Raw genomic sequence first — 15,808 nt, forward strand, 5'->3', positions numbered from 1 at the left:
GTGGACCGCCTGTCCAGGCGACGGCCCAAGGTTGACGAAACGGTCGAACGAACCAGCGACCAAATTGAGCCGCCCGGCAGGAAGCCGGACGGGGTTGCCAGAACGCTTGACGTCGTTGCGTAAACCCTTTGGCCGGAGTGCGGCCGGGGGCCAGAGGCACGTGCGTACTGCGTCTAGGCGCGCCGTATAGGGCGTGCGGTTCCAGGTGCAAAGGAAAAATTGCACCCCGCCCGAATTTTTTTCTCAAACCGGCCGTGATGCCAGGAAACCGCCCAGGGGACGTCGCTGGGTTCGGGCGATTCGACCCGCGGGCGACAGGAATCGCCGGAAGCTTACCGGTCCTTCACCCGCTCCGCGGCGCTGCCAGCCCCCGGGCGGGCGCGCCATCATCGCGCCCGGCAAGCAGGGGCAATCGCCATGGCCGTCGCGATCATCGGCTTCGGCGTCACGATGCTCGAGGATGTCGGGCGCATGCTGCGCGATCCGGCGGGCCAGCCCATCGCGCGCGAGATGGAGGTGGCGGCGGCACGGCCCCTGGAGCACCTGGCCAAGGCGATCGTCGATGCCTTCGCCTTCGATCTCGACCATGCCTTCGGCTTCTCCAGCGGCCGCACGCGCCGCAGCCTGCTGTCGGCCGCGCCGCGCTGGGAATTGTTCGCCGACGGTCCGGTCGGCCCCTTCGATCGTGGCCCCCGCGCCGGCAGCGTCCGCCGCACCGCCATCGCCGAGGCCATCCCGGCGCCCGGGCGGCGGCTGACCTTCCTGTTCGACTAGGGCGACGAATGGCTGTTCGCGGTCGAGGCGCTGGCATTCGCCGAGGCCGCGCCGCGGCGCCGCTACCCGCGCGTCACCAGCAGGACCGGCGAGGCGCCATCGCAATATCCGCCTGACGAGGAATCGGACAAGGACACCGAGGTGGTCGGCATCGACCCGCGCACCGGCGCGCGCATCGTGCTGCGGCCGAAGCCGCGCTGAGCGCACCAGGGCACCGGTGGCCGGCGCGCCGCCGCGCCACCCAACCCCCTGCGCGCCGCGCGTCAGCCCACCGCGTCGCCCGTCTCAGGCCGCCTTGGCGGATGCCGTCGCGTTCTCGTTCGCGCCGCGCTTCAACGCCTGGCGATAGCGGTCGCGGCGCCATTGCAGCAGGCGCCAGGCGCCCTTCGCCGCGATATCCGCCATCCGCCCGCGCGGTTCCAGGCCGATCGACTTGAAGATCATGCCCATGCCGCGCTCGATGTGATGGAAGCGGTAGAAGCCCATCGCGCGGCCCATGTAGCCGCTGATGCAGCGGTCATGGTCATAGGGCGTGCCCTCGGGCTCGTTGCCGCAGTGGAAGGCGAAGGCGAGCTCGTCATCCTCGCTTTCCCCGATGCGCCCCAGCGCCACGCGCAGCCGGCGCGGGAAGGACAGGTTCTCGCGGCCCAGGTAGCGCTTCAGGTGGTCGTAGAACAGCTTGAAGTGGCGGTATTCGTCCGCCGCGATCAGCTTGCAGACCTGCTTCAGCGCGGGCTCGTCGGTCGCGTCCGCAAGGGCGGTGTAGTAGGACGACGTGCCGGTCTCGACCATGCAGCGCGCGATCAGCTCGCCGCTGCGCGACCCGCGGATCGACGCATCGGCATTCAGCTGCACCTGGTAGCCGGCGCGGTAGCGCGCGAAGGCGGCGGCGAAATTCCAGCCCGGATCGGCCAATTCGCCCCAGCGGCCGAGCGCATCGCCGTGCTGCGTTTCCTCGACGCCCCAGTGCTCGGCAGCGGCCTTGAAGTCAGGGTCGTCGTTGAACACGCGCGAGAGGTAGGTGACGTAGTCCGCCGCATTGCGTTCGACCATCGCGGCCGCCTTGACCAGCGGCACGATCTCCGGATCGACCCTGGAGGGGTCGAAGCGGTCCCAGCCCACCTCGTCGATATGCCAGTGCTTCATGCGTACTCCCTCGCCGGGGCGGGACCCTGGCAGCGCATCATTCCGCGGCCAATCTTCGTGCGCGGCATGGCGGATTCAAGGCGGCTTGGCCAGGCGGCGCGGTGGAGGCCTGGCGCGCCGCCAGACCTCGCGCCTGGTGCCGGGCGGCCTGACCGCCCGGCACCAGGCCGGCCGGCAGGTTCAGCGGTGGTCTGCCGGTCCGTGGCCGGGCCGCCGCCCGCCGGACGCGGCGTGCCCGCGGTCGTGGCATCGCGGGAAGGTGACCAGCAAGGGCCGCGCCGCGGGCCCGGAAGGACCGGCAGCGGCGCCTGGACCGGTCCCGGCGGCTGCGCGCCGACGGCTCAGGCCGCCTGCGCGGCGGCCAGCATCGCGCGGGCCGAGAGCAGGCGCGCCATGGCGGCCTCGCGCCTCTCGGGCGTGGTGCCCTCGGCGGTCTGGAGGTCTGCCAGGGCCTTCTCCGCCTCGGCGATGCGGGTTTCGGCATTCGCGCGCGAAAGTTGGGCGACGGGCGTCGCCTCGTCGGCCAGGACGGTCACGCGGGTGGGGGTGATCTCGGCGAAGCCGCCGGGCACGAACAGCGCCTCGGTCTCCGCACCGCCCTCGCGCACCGAGATCACGCCGCCGCTCAGCGCCACGATCATCGGCGCATGGCCGGGCAGCACGCCCATCTGCCCATCGGCGGCGGGCAGCAGGGCCATCTCGACCGGGCGCGAGAGCAGCAGCTTCTCGGGGGAGACGAATTCGAGCTGGAAGGTGGCCATCCGTGCAAACCCCTACGACATCGGGGCGCCAAGCGCGCCCACCACCATCACATCCAGAGCGCCCGAACCAACCCAGCACGCCCTGACCGCATCCGGCCGCACAGCGGCCGGCGCCGCCCATAAGGCCTTCCCCTCAAGCGCACCAGCGGTGCGGCGCAGACAAGGGCGGCGGATGCCGCCCGCCCGGCGTCTGAGGGACCAAACAAAAACTCGATCGAGGAGGCGTCAGGCCGCCGCTTTCAAGCCTTCGGCCTTCTTCACCGCCTCCTCGATCGTGCCGACCATGTAGAAGGCGGCTTCCGGCAGGTGGTCGAACTCGCCCTTCACGATGCCGGCGAAGGAGCGGATCGTGTCCTCGAGCTTGCAGAACACGCCCGGCGTGCCGGTGAAGACCTCGGCCACGTGGAAGGGCTGCGACAGGAAGCGCTGGATCTTGCGCGCGCGCGCCACCACCAGCTTGTCCTCTTCCGAGAGCTCGTCCATGCCCAGGATGGCGATGATGTCCTGCAGCGACTTGTAGGTCTGCAGGATCTTCTGCACTTCGCGGGCGGTATTGTAGTGCTCGTCGCCGACGATACGCGGGTCCATGGCGCGCGACGTGCTGTCCAGCGGGTCCACCGCCGGGAAGATGCCGAGCTCGGCGATCGAACGGTTCAGCACCGTGGTCGCGTCCAGGTGCGCGAAGGACGTCGCCGGCGCCGGGTCGGTCAGGTCGTCCGCGGGAACGTAGATCGCCTGCACCGAGGTGATCGACCCCTTCTTGGTGCTGGTGATGCGCTCCTGCAGCGCGCCCATGTCGGTGGCCAGCGTCGGCTGGTAGCCCACCGCCGACGGGATGCGGCCCAGCAGCGCGGACACTTCCGCGCCCGCCTGGGTGAAGCGGAAGATGTTGTCGATGAAGAACAGCACGTCCTGGCCCTGCTCGTCGCGGAAGTACTCCGCCATCGACAGGCCGGACAGCGCCACGCGCGCACGCGCGCCCGGCGGCTCGTTCATCTGGCCATAGACCAGCGCCACCTTCGAACCCTCGGTGGTGCCTTCGCCCAGCTTGATGACGCCGGCATCGACCATCTCGTGATACAGGTCGTTGCCCTCGCGGGTGCGCTCACCGACGCCGGCGAAGACCGACACGCCGCCATGGCCCTTGGCGACGTTGTTGATCAGCTCCTGGATGGTCACGGTCTTGCCCACGCCGGCGCCGCCGAACAGGCCGATCTTGCCGCCCTTCAGGTAAGGCGCCAGCAGGTCGATCACCTTGATGCCGGTGACGAGGATCTCGGCCGCGGTCGCCTGCTCGTCGAAGGCCGGGGCCTCGCGGTGGATGGTATAGGTCTTGTCGTGCGGCACCGGGCCGCGCTCGTCGATCGGCTCGCCGATCACGTTCAGGATGCGCCCGAGCGTGCCGGGGCCGACCGGCACCGATATGCCCGCGCCGGTGTCGATCACTTCCGAACCGCGCACCAGGCCGTCGGTGCTGTCCATCGCGATCGTGCGGACCGTGCGCTCGCCCAGGTGCTGCGCCACTTCCAGCACCAGCACGCGATCGCCGATCTTGACGGTCAGCGCGTTCAGGATGTTGGGCAGGTCCTGCGGGAACTGCACGTCCACCACGGCGCCCAGCACCTGCGTGACCTTGCCGACATTGTTCTTCACGATGGCAATCCCCTGCTCGATCGGCGCCGCCTCGGCGGCATCGGACTTCTTCTTCGGTGCACGCGCCATCACAGGGCCTCAGCCCCGGAGATGATCTCGATCAGCTCACGGGTGATGTTGGCCTGGCGGGTGCGGTTGTAATTCAGGGTGAGCTTGTTGATCATCTCACCGGCATTGCGGGTGGCGTTGTCCATCGCCTGCATCTGGCTGCCGTAGAAGCCGGCATTGGTCTCCAGCACGGCGCGATAGATCTGCACGGCCAGGTTCTGCGGCAGCAGCGCCGCGAGGATTTCCTCCTCGGTCGGCTCGTATTCGTACTGCGCCTGGGGGCCCGCCGCGACCTCGGCCTCGGCTTCGGGCAGCGCAGCCGGGATCAGCTTCTGCTCGGACGGGATCTGCGAGATCACGCTGCGGAAGCGGTTGTACAGCAGCGCGCAGACGTCGAATTCGCCGTCCTCGAGCATGGCGGTGATCTTCGCCGCGACCTCGGCAGCATCCTCGAAGCCGACGGTCTTCTTGCCGGCGAAGGACACTTCGCCCACGAAGCGCGAGCCGAACTCGCGCTTCAGGAAGGTCGCGCCCTTGCGGCCCACGGCCAGCACCTTGACCGTCTTGCCCTGGCCTTCGAGCTCACGGATGCGGGTGCGCGCGAAGCGCCCGATATTCGTGTTGAAGGCCCCAGCCAGGCCGCGATCGCCCGACATCACCACCAGCAGATGGGTGGCATCCCCGCCCGTGCCCACCAGCAGCTTCGGCGCATCCGGCTGGTTCGCCACCGCCACGCCCAGCGAGGCCAGCATGCGCTCCATGCGCTCGGCATAGGGGCGCGCCGCCTCGGCACGCATCTGCGCGCGGCGCAGCTTCGCCGCCGCCACCATCTTCATCGCCTGCGTGATCTTCCGCGTGGACTTCACGCTGTTGATCCGCATGCGCAGCGCCTTGAGGCTCGCCATGGGTGCTCTCCGCGCCCTGCCTGGTCAGCCGAAGGACTTGGCGAAGTCGTCCAGGAAGGCGACCAGCTTGTCCTCGGTCGGCTTCTTGATCTCGCGGTCGGTGCGGATCGCCTCCACGATATCGGGCGAACGCGCCTTGAGGTCGGCCAGCAGCCGGCGCTCGAACTCACCGACCTGCGCCACCGTGATGCGGTCCAGGTAGCCGCGCGTGCCGGCGAACAGGGAGATCACCTGCTCCTCGACCGGCACCGGCTTGTACTGCGGCTGCTTCAGCAGCTCGGTCAGCCGCGCACCGCGCGCCAGCAGCGCCTGCGTGGTGGCATCGAGGTCCGAGGCGAACTGCGCGAAGGCCGCCATCTCGCGGTACTGCGCCAGCTCCAGCTTGATCTTGCCGGCCACCTGCTTCATCGCCTTGATCTGCGCGGCGGAACCCACGCGCGAGACGCTCAGGCCGACGTTCACCGCAGGGCGGATGCCCTTGTAGAACAGCTCGGTCTCCAGGAAGATCTGGCCGTCGGTGATGCTGATGACGTTCGTCGGAATGTACGCCGACACGTCGCCCGCCTGCGTCTCGATGACCGGCAGAGCGGTCAGCGAGCCCGCGCCGAAATCGTCGTTCATCTTCGCCGCGCGCTCGAGCAGGCGCGAATGCAGGTAGAACACGTCGCCCGGATAGGCCTCGCGGCCCGGCGGGCGGCGCAGCAGCAGCGACATCTGGCGATAGGCCACCGCCTGCTTCGACAAATCATCGTAGAAGATGACCGCGTGCATGCCGTTGTCGCGGAAGAACTCGCCCATGGCGCAGCCGGAGTACGGGGCCAGGAACTGCATCGGCGCCGGGTCCGAGGCGGTGGCGGCCACGATGATCGAATACTCGAGCGCGCCCTGCTCCTCGAGCGTCTTGACCAGCTGGGCCACGGTGGAGCGCTTCTGGCCGACCGCGACATAGATGCAGTACAGCTTCTTCGACTCATCGCCCGAAGCGTTGATCGGCTTCTGGTTGATGATGGTGTCGAGGATGACGGCGGTCTTGCCGGTCTGGCGGTCACCGATGATCAGCTCGCGCTGGCCACGGCCGATCGGGATCAGGCTGTCGATCGCCTTGATGCCGGTCTGCATGGGCTCATGCACCGACTTGCGCGGGATGATGCCCGGCGCCTTCACCTCGACGCGCGTGCGCGTCACGTCCACCAGAGGGCCCTTGCCGTCGATCGGGTTGCCCAGCGCATCGACCACGCGCCCCAGCAGCCCCTTGCCCACCGGGACGTCCACGATCGACTGCGTGCGGGAGACGGTGTCGCCCTCGCGGATGTTCTTGTCGTCGCCGAAGATCACGACGCCGACATTGTCGACCTCGAGGTTCAGCGCCATGCCGCGGATGCCGGCGGCGGGGAATTCCACCAGCTCACCGGACATCACGTTCTGCAGGCCGTACACGCGGGCCACGCCGTCGCCCACGGTCAGCACGGTGCCGACCTCGGCGACATTCGCCTCGGCATCGAAGCCGGCGATCTGCGCCTTCAGGATCTCCGAGATCTCGGCAGGACGGATATCCATGGTTCAGGCGGCCCCTTTCATCGCGTACTGCAGGCGCTGCAGCTTGGACTTGATGCTGTTGTCGTAAAGGCGCGAGCCGATCCGCACGATCAGCCCGCCCAGGATGGACGGATCGATGCTCTCGGACAGGCGCACGCCGGAATACCCGGCCTCGGTCAGGCGGGCGACGATCTGCGCGCGCTGCGTGTCCGACAGCGCATGGGCGGTGACCACCTCGGCGGTCTGCTGGCCGCGGCGCGCCGCGAGCAGCGCCCCGAAGGCCTGCGCCACCGCCGGCAGCGCGGCCAGGCGGCGGTTCACGATCATCACGCCGACCAGGTTGCGCACCTCGGTGCCGGTCTTCACGCGATCCAGGATCGCGAACATGCCGGCGCGCTGCTTCACGCCATCGAGCCTCGGGTCGGCGATGAAGTCGCGGAAATCCGCGTCGTCGCGCCACAGGGTCAGCAGTTCCTCGAGGTCGCCGGCGATCCGGTCGACGGCACCGGGCTCGGTCGGCCGCAGGTCGTCGGCCAGGCCGAGCAGCGCCAGCGCATAGCGCGACGCCGCGCCAGCGGCGCCAAGCGAGGAAGGGGAGACGGTCTGGATGGTCTCGGCGGCCACGAGCGATCCCGGTCCTTTTGCGCGGCGCGTTCCGGCGAACGGCCAAGGGTCATGGCCGCGCGGGACGGCAGCCCCGGCGGCGGCGGGCGATTAACATAGCGTGTGCCGCACCGCAACCGAGCGCCGCACCGAATTCGCGCCGGATGCCGCCTTCATGGCAGGCTGTGCGCGATGGCGGAGCGCTTCTTCGGCTGGCAGGTGGTCTGGGCGGCCTTCGCGCTGGCGTCCTTCGCCTGGGGCATCGGCTTCAACGGACCGGGGGTCTGGCTGCAGGCGCTCAGCGGCGGGCGCGGCTGGTCCGTCGCCGCGGTATCGGGCGCCATCACGCTGCATTTTCTGGCCAGCGCCGTGCTGGTCGCGCGGCTGCCGGCGGTGCAGCCGCGGCTCGGCCTGGTGGCGATGCTGCGCGGGGGGCTGTTGCTCTCGGCCGGCGGCGCGCTGGCCTGGGCGGTCGCGCCGGCGCCCGCCTGGCTGGTGCCCGCGGCGCTGCTGACCGGCGCGGGCTGGGCCCTGACCAGCGGCGCTGCCATCAACGCCATCGTCAGCCGGTGGTTCGACCGGCGGCGGCCGGCGGCGCTGGCCATGGCCTATAACGGCGCCTCGATGGGCGGGATCGTCTTCGTGCCGCTCTGGGCGGCGCTGATCGGCGGCATCGGGTTCCTCCCCGCGGCGATCGCCATCGGCGCGGTGGGCCTGGCGGTGCTGTGGCCCGTCGCGGGGCGCTGGTTCGCGCCCGACCCGGCGATGCTCGGCCAGCGCACCGATGGCGCCGCCGCATCAGCCGCCGCCGCTGCACCCACCCCGGGCGCCGCCGCTGCACCCACCCCGGGCGCCGCCGCGCCACCCACCCCGGGCGCCGCCGCGCCACCCACCCCGGGCGCCGCCGCGCCACCCACCCCGGGCGCCGCCGCCGGCAATGCAGGCGCGCTCTGGTCGCAGCCCGGCTTCCGCAGCCTGTCGATGGCCTTCGCGCTCGGCATGGTCGGGCAGATGGGGCTGCTCTCGCAGGTGTATTCGCTGATGACGCCGGCGCTCGGCGTCACCGGCGCGGGCTGGGCGGTCAGCCTCGCGACCGTCTGCGCGGTGCTGGGGCGCACCGCGGTCGGCTGGCTGCTGCCGCCCGATGCCAGCCGGCGCGGCGCTGCGGCGCTGAACTTCCTGGTGCAGGCGGCGGGGTCGGTCGCGCTGCTGGCGGCGGGCGGCACCAGCGCACCGCTCATGCTGCTCGCCTGCGTGCTGTTCGGGCTCGGGCTGGGCAACCTGCTGTCCCTGCCGCCGCTGATCGCGCAGGCCGAATGGCCGGCGGCGCAGGTCGGCGCGGTGGTGGCGCTGATCACCGCGGTGAACCAGGCCTTCTATGCCTTCGCGCCCGCCATCTTCGGCCTGCTGCGGGACCTGGCGGGGGATTGGACGGTGGGCGCGGTGGCGCTGGCGCTGCAACTCGCCGCCGCGGCCACGCTGCACGCGCGCCGCTGACCGGGTGGACGCGCCCCGCCCCGCGCGCGAGCATCCCGCACCAGGACCCGAGGACGCGCCATGATCGACAACCCGCCCATGCTCACCATCCATCGCGGCCATGCGCGGCCGGACCCGGCGCTGGTCGAGGCCTTCCGCGGCGCGCAGACCTCGCACCTGGCCGATGCGATGGATGGGCGCGGCGCGCTTGACTACCGCATCAAGCCGATGGACCCGGACAATGCGGTGTTCGTCGGCCCGGCGCTGACCGCGCTGTCCTACCCGGCCGATGTGGTGGGCGTGTTCGGCGCGCTGGCGGAAGCGCAGCCCGGCGACGTCATCGTGGTGGCCAATGACGGCTACACCGGCACCGCGGTGGTCGGCGACCTGGTCGCCGGCATGATGAAGAACAAGGGCGTCGCGGCCTTCGTGACGGATGGGCTGGCGCGCGACCGCGCGGGCATCGTCGCCGCCGGGATGCCGCTGTTCGCCGCCGGCATCATGCCGGCCTCGCCGGCCTCGAACGGTCCGGGCGTGGTGGGCGCGCCGGTCACCCTCGGCGGCCAGCATGTCCGGCCGGGGGACATCATCGTGGGCGATGCCGACGGCGTGGTGGTGGTGCCGCTCGACCGCGCGCGCCAGGTGCTGGACCGCCTGAATGCCGTGCGCGCGGCCGAGGTGATGGCGATCGCCGCGGTCGAGGCCGGCGCGACCGACAACGACCGCATCCGCGGCGTGGTCGCGGCCGCCCGCGTCATCGCCCCGTAAGCGGGTCCCACAGCGGCATGCCGAGCACCGCCGCGGCCAGGATGAGCGCGACGCCCGCGGTGCGGAAGGTCGCCTCGCTGGTGCGCGCGAACAGCAGCGCGCCCACCCGCAGCCCGGCGCCATAGACCGGCGCCGCCGCCAGCGCGAACCACGCCGTCTGCACCCCGACCAGGCCACGCCAGACGAAGGCGGCGGTCACCACCGCGGTCAGCACGGCGAAATACAGGTTCATGTTGGCCCGCACGACCACGGCGGGGGCGCTGCGCCCCAGCCACCACACCGCCGGTGGCACGCCGCCCAGCATGGCGGTGCCGCTCATCACCCCGCCCAGCGCGCCCACGCCGAAGGTCAGTGGCGCCGAACCCGCCCCGCGGTAGCGCCAGCCCGAGGCCAGCACCGCCACCGCCAGCAGCACCAGCGCGGTCAGCCCCCAGCGCAGCGCCACCGGGTCGCTGGCCGCCAGGATCATGGCGCCGACCGGCACGGCGCAGGTCGCGCCCGCCGCCATCACCGCCACGTCGCGCCGCGCCGCATGGCGCCAGGCATTGGGCAGGAATACCAGGCAGGCCGCGCATTCCATCAGCGCCAGCACCGGCACCGCCGCCCGCGGCCCGACCGCCGCCGAGGCCAGCGGCACGAAGACCAGCGCCGCCCCGAAGCCCGAGAAGCCGCGCGACACCCCGCCCGCCAGGGCGGCGCCGGCCATGCCCAGCATCGCGCCCACGGGCGGCAGCCCGGCAAGAAGTCCATCCATGCCGTCACGTTCGACCGCTGCGCCGCCGCCGTCCAGGGCCCGCCCTGCAACCTGCGCTTGCAGCCCCGCGCATTCCGTCCTTCCATGCGCCGCACGCCCGCCAACGGGGCGACTGGGAGAAGCAACGCCATGTCCTCACGACGCATCCTGCTTGGCTTCGCCGCCGCCCTGCTGGCCGGGCCCGCGCTGGCACAGGCGCCGGCGGCCCCCGCCGCACCGGTGCCGGGCTGGGCGGTCGGCCGGCCCGAAGGTTCGACCCTCGCGCCCCATGCCGCCCGCATGACGGTCACGCCGCTCGACCAGGTGCCGGTCGGCGCCATCCGCCTGCCGCCCGGCTTCCAGGCCGAGGTCTTCGCCCATGGCATGCCCGGCGTGCGCGCCATCGCCGAGGGGCCGAACGGCACGCTGTTCGCCGGCACGCGCGCGATCGGGCGCGTCTATGCCATCACGCGCAACCCCGATGGCACCACGCGCACGCGCGTGCTGCTGCAGGGCCTGGCGCAGCCCAACGGCCTCGTGATGATCGGCAACAGCCTGTACGTCTTCGCGGTCAACCGCGTGCTGCGCTACGACAACATCGAGGCGAACCTCGACAACCCGCCCGCGCCGGTGGACCTGACCGCCGCCTTCGCCCTGCCGACCGAACAGGAGCACGGCGGCAACCACCACTGGAAGTTCGCCACGCTCGGGCCCGATGGCCGCATCTACACCAACGTCGGCGTCAACTGTAACGTCTGCAACACCGACCGCGACAAGTTCGCGCTGCTGGTTTCCTTCAACCCCGATGGCAGCGGCCGCCGCATCGAGGCGCGCGGCGTGCGCAATTCGGTCGGCATGGCGCACCACCCCGTCACGCGCGAGCTGTGGGCGACCAACCACGGCCGCGACTGGGCCGGCGACGACGCCCCCCAGGACACGCTGCTGCGCGTGCGCCGCGCCGGCGAGGATTTCGGCTTCCCCTATTGCCTGGGCGACTGGCGTGACCCGCAGTTCAATGCCGGGCGCAACTGCGCCGAATTCTCGCAGCCGGCGGCGCTGCTGGGCGGGCATACCGCGGTGCTGGGGATGCGCTTCTACACCGGCACCATGTTCCCCGAGCAGTATCGCAACATGGCCTTCATCGCCCGGCGCGGGTCGTGGAACCGGTCGCGCCTGTCGGGCTTCGACGTGGTGGTCGCGCACCTGGACGCGCAGGGCAACGTGACGCGGGTGGAGGAATTCCTCACCGGCTTGCGCAACGACGCCGCGCAGACCTTCGCCGACCGGCCGGTTGAGGTGCATGTGCTGCGCGACGGCTCCATGCTCGTCTCCGGCGAGCAGATGGGTGCGATCTACCGCATCACCTATCGCCGGTGAGGCTGGCGGGACTTCTGGCGGCGGCGCTGTTCGGCGCCGCCGCTGCCTTTTCCGCCGCCGCGCAGGATGCCGCGCGCGGCGCGGCGGTTTCCGCGGAACGCTGCGCCGCCTGCCATGGCGAGGCCGGGCGCAGCGCCATCGAGGGCACGCCCTCGCTCGCCGGCCAGCCGGCGCTGTTCATCACCACCCAGCTAATCCTGTTCCGCGAGGGGCTGCGCCAGGTGCCGGCGATGACCGCGGTCGCCGCGGGCATGGCGGACGGCGCCATCGAGGACCTGGCGGCGCATTTCGCTTCGCTTCCCCCGGGGCCGCCGCAGGACCGCCGCGCGCGCGACCCGGCGCTGTTCGCCGCCGGCCAGGCGCTGATCGGCCCGCGCAACTGCGCGGTGTGCCACCTGCCCGCGCTGACCGGGCGCGAGCAGGTGCCGCGCCTGGTCGGCCAGCGCGAGGATTTCCTCGCCCGCACCATGATCGAATATCGCGACGGGGTGCGCGTGGGCGCTGATTCCCAGATGAACGGCGCGGTGGTCGGGCTGACCGACGCGCAGATCGCCGCGCTGGCGCACTACCTCTCGCAGCGAGAGTAGGGGGTTCGGGGTCCGGGGCGTCGTGCCGGAGGCGCGCGTGACTCCACGTGCCGGAGGCGCGCGAGACTTCACGTGCCGGAGGCGCGCGAGACTTCACGTGCCGGAGGCGCGCGTGACTCCACGTGCCGGAGGCGCGCGTGACCTGATGTGCCGGCGGCACGCGCGACCTGATCTGCCGGAGGCACGCCCGCCCGCAATGCGACAGGCGCGCTCCGGCCCGACGCGCCCCAGGCACGCCTGCCTCACCGCCACCTCCGTGCCCCCGCAAGGGGCGCGCCGCAGAGCCACACCGCCGGCGGTTGTCGGGCGCGGCCACGCGGGCTAAGCGTCCCGTCCCATGACGCCACCTCCGGACGCATCGGCAGGCCCAACCGCCGGCCCGTCCCACACCCGCCATCCCGACGGCCCGCTGCCCGCGCTGCGCGCGCGCATCGCCGCCGGCACCATCACCGCCGACCCGGCGCAGGTCATGGCCGCGGAGAAGCTGCAGGACCTCTGGCGGCGCACCCGCGGCTACGACCCGCGTGCCGAACCGCCCGACACCGGCGGCTTCCTCTCCCGCTTCTTCCGCCGCAAGGCGACCGAGGAAGCCCCCGCCGGCGCGCCCATGGGCCTGTACCTGGTCGGCGAGGTCGGGCGCGGGAAGTCCATGCTGATGGACCTGTTCTTCGAAGCGGCCGAGGTGCCGCGCAAGAAGCGCCTGCATTTCCACCAGTTCATGCAGCAGGCGCACCGGCGCATCCATGCCTGGAAGATGCGCGACGCCGATGCCCCCGCGCCCACCGACATCCACGACCACGACCCGATCCCGCCGCTGGCCGACAGCATCGTGGCCGAGGCCGCGCTGCTGTGCTTCGACGAATTCCAGGTGCACGACATCGCCGACGCCATGATCCTGGGCCGCCTGTTCGAGGCACTTTTCGCCCGCGGCGTGGTGGTGGTCGCCACGTCCAACACCGCGCCGGACGACCTGTTCCGCGGCAAGCCCGGGCGCGACGCCTTCCTGCCCTTCATCGCGCTGATCAAGAAGCGGATCGAGGTGCTGGTCATCGAATCCGCGCGCGACTACCGGCGCGAACGCATCCGCGGCCTGCCGACCTGGCACGTGCCCGCCGATGGCCGCGCCGAACGCGCGCTGGACGCCGCCTTTGCCGAGCTGATCGGCGACACCGCGCCCGCCGCCACCACGCTGACCCTGCTCGGCCGCCGGGTGGAGGTGCCGCAGGCCGCGCGCGGCGTGGCGCGCTTCGGCTTCGACGAGATCTGCGGCCGCCCGCTGGGCCCGGCCGACTACCTGGCGGTGGCGACGCATTTCCACGCCATCGTGCTCGACGGCATCCCGCGCCTGGGGCCGGAGAATTTCGACAAGGCGCGCCGCTTCATCACGCTGGTCGACACGCTCTATGAACATCGCGTGAAACTGGTCGCGAGCGCCGAGGACGTGCCCGACCGCCTCTACGAACGTGGCGAGAATGCCGCGATGTTCGAACGCACCGCCTCCCGCCTGGTCGAGATGCAGTCGCAGGACTACCTGGCGCTGCCGCACCTGACCTGACGCAGGCCGGCGCGCGCCGCCTGGCGCGCCCCGCCGCCCGGTGCCGCCCGCTCACGCCCCGGCGATGAATTCCTCCAGCGCCGCCACCAGCGGCGCGATCGCGCAGGACCACCGCCCGGTCGCCTCGTCGCAGGGCTCGACCCAGGCCAGGTGGCGATGGCCCCGTGCGCGGGACAGCCGCGTCATGCACAGCCGGACCGACATGGTGCGCGGCATCGCCGGCAGCAGTTCGAACACGCTGGTGCCGGGGCGCGCGAACAGCAGCAGGCTCAGCCCCGCGCCATGCGGCGCGACGATGACCGAGGCCGCGCGCACGATGGCGATCTTCTCCGCCAGCGGCCACTCCGTCATGGTCACCGCGGTGAAGCCCAGCGCCGCCAGCACGGCCTCCAGCTCCGCCTCGTTGCCCAGCGGGCGCTGCGGCGAATCGCGGCGCGAGATGTACAGCCGCTCGCCGGCCACCGCCGGGCGCGCCGTGCGGGCCTCCACCGCGGCGATCATGCGCGCGATCATCGGCTCGTAGGGGCCGGCGGGGTCCATCCGCACACCGTTCTCGCGCACGCGGTACAGCGTGCGGAGATGGGTGGCCTCGGCGACCGGCAGGATCGGCACCTCGGTGCCGAACACCAGGTCGAGGCTTTCGGTCTGGTAGCTGGCGGCATCGCTGCGCAGCAGGATCGGCAGGCCGCGCGGCACGCCCGGCGCCAGGCGCCAGCACAGGCTCGGCAGCCAAGCCCCGAACCAGTGGTAGAAATTGTTGCTCAGCCCGGTGGCATGCACCCCCGCGGCAATGCGCGGCGCCATCGCCATGGCGGCGGCGGTGCCCGGCGGCAGGACCCCGGCCTGGCGCCCGACCAGCCGCCCGTCGCTGCGCCAGACATGGCCATGGCGGTTGGTGAAGACATCCTCGAACACGTCGATCGGCGGCGCCTCGGTCCTGGCGAAGGCGGCTTCGCCATCGGCGATCATCCGCGCGACCTCGGCGCCGAAGCCCGGATCGACGCCGGGGGCGAGCCGCAGCGCGACGGGAAAGGCGGGCGGCGCGCAAGGCCCGGCATCCGGGATGCGGAAGGGCGCGGCCGGGGGGGCATCCTCCGGGATGCCGGCCAGGCGCCGGGCGAGCGCGCGCGCCGCCGCCCGTTCGGCCGGCGCGGCGCTGCCATTCTCATGGATCATCGCCAGGGCGGCGCTGACCAGGCCGCGCGCATCGGCCGCGAAGGGCGTGGCCGGATCGGCCGCGAGCACGCTCCAGGCGAGCGCCGGCCGGCCGGCCCGCGCCAGGCGATACGCCGCCTGCGCCCGCATCCGGTGCGGCAGGTCGCGGGTGATGGCGGCGCAGGCCGCCCAGTCCAGCACCGCCTCGTGCCCGGTCGCGAGGGCGGCGTCGATCGCGATCGGGATGACCCGCAGCGCGACGCGCCCGGGCGGGTCGGGGTGCAGCAGCGCGCAGATCGCGGCCCAGTCCCGGCGATCCGCGAGGACCCTCAGGCGCCGCAACAGGACCGGGTTGTCCGGCGCCGCGCCGGCCTCGCCGTCGCTTTCGATGTCGGGGTCGGTCATCGGCAGGGGCGCTCGTGGCTGGGGCGGGATGCGCGCCAGGGTGGTCGAGCGCCCCTTCCCCGGCAACCGCGATGCCGTGTAGAGTCGGGCTCGAAACACGGCGAAATGATTCGAGAGGCTTACGGAATGCGCTTCCTCTGCACCGCCCTGGTCGCCCTTGCCTGCGTGTCCTGGACTGCCGCGCCGAGCGAGGCGCGCACCCGCGACCAGGCCCAGGCCCAGAGCCGGCAGGCCGCGCCGCAGGCGAACCGGGCCACCGCCGCGCGCGCCGCGGCGGCGCCGCAGCGCCGCGAAGCCGCCAGCAGCCGCCAGGCTGTCGCTTAGAC

Annotated in this window: 15 protein-coding genes; 7 read left to right on the forward strand and 8 right to left on the reverse strand. The window is 72.1% G+C overall.

The window, feature by feature from the left end:
• The first annotated feature begins 417 nt into the window (after positions 1 to 417).
• Positions 418 to 774, forward strand: coding sequence for a hypothetical protein (locus tag LQ222_RS10010; protein ID WP_230166156.1), 357 nt, complete (start codon positions 418 to 420; stop codon positions 772 to 774).
• A gap of 285 nt (positions 775 to 1,059) precedes the next feature.
• On the opposite strand, the gene LQ222_RS10015 is transcribed toward LQ222_RS10010, so the two are convergent.
• From LQ222_RS10015 to atpH, 6 genes are all read right to left on the reverse strand, one after another.
• A complete protein-coding gene (locus tag LQ222_RS10015) occupies positions 1,060 to 1,920 on the reverse strand; it encodes a ferritin-like domain-containing protein (protein ID WP_230166157.1) in 861 nt (286 codons plus the stop codon).
• Positions 1,921 to 2,261: 341 nt separating this feature from the next.
• Complete coding sequence (atpC, locus tag LQ222_RS10020) at positions 2,262 to 2,681, reverse strand: ATP synthase F1 subunit epsilon (protein WP_230166158.1); 420 nt, start codon at positions 2,679 to 2,681, stop codon at positions 2,262 to 2,264.
• Positions 2,682 to 2,906: 225 nt separating this feature from the next.
• On the reverse strand, positions 2,907 to 4,337 hold the full coding sequence (atpD, locus tag LQ222_RS10025; protein WP_230166179.1) for a F0F1 ATP synthase subunit beta: 1,431 nt from the start codon (positions 4,335 to 4,337) through the stop codon (positions 2,907 to 2,909).
• Positions 4,338 to 4,402: 65 nt separating this feature from the next.
• Positions 4,403 to 5,287: a F0F1 ATP synthase subunit gamma gene (locus LQ222_RS10030; protein ID WP_230166159.1), complete on the reverse strand. Its 885-nt coding sequence runs from the start codon at positions 5,285 to 5,287 to the stop codon at positions 4,403 to 4,405.
• A gap of 24 nt (positions 5,288 to 5,311) precedes the next feature.
• Entirely contained in the window at positions 5,312 to 6,844 is a 1,533-nt protein-coding gene (atpA, locus tag LQ222_RS10035; protein ID WP_230166161.1) for a F0F1 ATP synthase subunit alpha, read from the reverse strand.
• Between the two features lie 3 nt (positions 6,845 to 6,847).
• Positions 6,848 to 7,447: an ATP synthase F1 subunit delta gene (atpH, locus tag LQ222_RS10040; RefSeq protein ID WP_230166163.1), complete on the reverse strand. Its 600-nt coding sequence runs from the start codon at positions 7,445 to 7,447 to the stop codon at positions 6,848 to 6,850.
• A 171-nt stretch (positions 7,448 to 7,618) separates the two neighbouring features.
• Between atpH and LQ222_RS10045 the strand changes: the two genes are divergently transcribed.
• Together LQ222_RS10045 and LQ222_RS10050 are read left to right on the forward strand one after the other, a co-directional pair.
• Positions 7,619 to 8,923 carry an MFS transporter gene (locus LQ222_RS10045; RefSeq protein WP_230166164.1) on the forward strand — a complete coding sequence of 435 codons (1,305 nt, stop codon included), beginning with the start codon at positions 7,619 to 7,621 and terminating at the stop codon, positions 8,921 to 8,923.
• Positions 8,924 to 8,983: 60 nt separating this feature from the next.
• On the forward strand, positions 8,984 to 9,670 hold the full coding sequence (locus LQ222_RS10050) for an RraA family protein (protein ID WP_230166165.1): 687 nt from the start codon (positions 8,984 to 8,986) through the stop codon (positions 9,668 to 9,670).
• Here the strand turns inward: LQ222_RS10050 and LQ222_RS10055 are convergent.
• On the reverse strand, positions 9,657 to 10,424 hold the full coding sequence (locus LQ222_RS10055; RefSeq protein ID WP_230166166.1) for a sulfite exporter TauE/SafE family protein: 768 nt from the start codon (positions 10,422 to 10,424) through the stop codon (positions 9,657 to 9,659). The genes LQ222_RS10050 and LQ222_RS10055 overlap by 14 nt on opposite strands.
• 129 nt (positions 10,425 to 10,553) lie before the next feature.
• Between LQ222_RS10055 and LQ222_RS10060 the strand changes: the two genes are divergently transcribed.
• The 3 genes from LQ222_RS10060 to zapE all read left to right on the forward strand — a co-directional run bounded on the left by LQ222_RS10060 (position 10,554) and on the right by zapE (position 13,922).
• Entirely contained in the window at positions 10,554 to 11,780 is a 1,227-nt protein-coding gene (locus tag LQ222_RS10060) for a sorbosone dehydrogenase family protein (protein ID WP_230166167.1), read from the forward strand.
• Complete coding sequence (locus LQ222_RS10065) at positions 11,777 to 12,367, forward strand: c-type cytochrome (RefSeq protein WP_230166168.1); 591 nt, start codon at positions 11,777 to 11,779, stop codon at positions 12,365 to 12,367. Before LQ222_RS10060 ends, LQ222_RS10065 begins: the two co-directional genes overlap by 4 nt.
• Before the next feature lie 337 nt (positions 12,368 to 12,704).
• On the forward strand, positions 12,705 to 13,922 hold the full coding sequence (zapE, locus tag LQ222_RS10070) for a cell division protein ZapE (RefSeq protein ID WP_230166169.1): 1,218 nt from the start codon (positions 12,705 to 12,707) through the stop codon (positions 13,920 to 13,922).
• Positions 13,923 to 13,973: 51 nt separating this feature from the next.
• Here the strand turns inward: zapE and LQ222_RS10075 are convergent, their stop codons facing one another.
• Positions 13,974 to 15,482, reverse strand: a complete 1,509-nt coding sequence (locus LQ222_RS10075) for a DUF563 domain-containing protein (protein WP_230166171.1) — start codon at positions 15,480 to 15,482, stop codon at positions 13,974 to 13,976.
• 126 nt (positions 15,483 to 15,608) lie between these two features.
• On the opposite strand from LQ222_RS10075, the gene LQ222_RS10080 reads away from it, so the two are divergent.
• Positions 15,609 to 15,806: a hypothetical protein gene (locus LQ222_RS10080; protein WP_230166173.1), complete on the forward strand. Its 198-nt coding sequence runs from the start codon at positions 15,609 to 15,611 to the stop codon at positions 15,804 to 15,806.
• Positions 15,807 to 15,808 lie beyond the last annotated feature (2 nt).

The sequence above is a fragment of the Roseomonas sp. CECT 9278 genome (assembly GCF_918698155.1).
GTDB lineage: Bacteria > Pseudomonadota > Alphaproteobacteria > Acetobacterales > Acetobacteraceae > Neoroseomonas.

Coding starts and splice junctions, on each gene's coding strand:
- LQ222_RS10010 (WP_230166156.1), top strand. CDS start 418: ATGGCCGTCGCGATCATCGGCTTCGGCGTCACGATGCTCGAGGATGTC.
- LQ222_RS10015 (WP_230166157.1), bottom strand. CDS start 1,920: ATGAAGCACTGGCATATCGACGAGGTGGGCTGGGACCGCTTCGACCCC.
- atpC (WP_230166158.1), bottom strand. CDS start 2,681: ATGGCCACCTTCCAGCTCGAATTCGTCTCCCCCGAGAAGCTGCTGCTC.
- LQ222_RS10030 (WP_230166159.1), bottom strand. CDS start 5,287: ATGGCGAGCCTCAAGGCGCTGCGCATGCGGATCAACAGCGTGAAGTCC.
- atpA (WP_230166161.1), bottom strand. CDS start 6,844: ATGGATATCCGTCCTGCCGAGATCTCGGAGATCCTGAAGGCGCAGATC.
- LQ222_RS10045 (WP_230166164.1), top strand. CDS start 7,619: ATGGCGGAGCGCTTCTTCGGCTGGCAGGTGGTCTGGGCGGCCTTCGCG.
- LQ222_RS10050 (WP_230166165.1), top strand. CDS start 8,984: ATGATCGACAACCCGCCCATGCTCACCATCCATCGCGGCCATGCGCGG.
- LQ222_RS10055 (WP_230166166.1), bottom strand. CDS start 10,424: ATGGATGGACTTCTTGCCGGGCTGCCGCCCGTGGGCGCGATGCTGGGC.
- LQ222_RS10060 (WP_230166167.1), top strand. CDS start 10,554: ATGTCCTCACGACGCATCCTGCTTGGCTTCGCCGCCGCCCTGCTGGCC.
- zapE (WP_230166169.1), top strand. CDS start 12,705: ATGACGCCACCTCCGGACGCATCGGCAGGCCCAACCGCCGGCCCGTCC.
- LQ222_RS10075 (WP_230166171.1), bottom strand. CDS start 15,482: ATGACCGACCCCGACATCGAAAGCGACGGCGAGGCCGGCGCGGCGCCG.
- LQ222_RS10080 (WP_230166173.1), top strand. CDS start 15,609: ATGCGCTTCCTCTGCACCGCCCTGGTCGCCCTTGCCTGCGTGTCCTGG.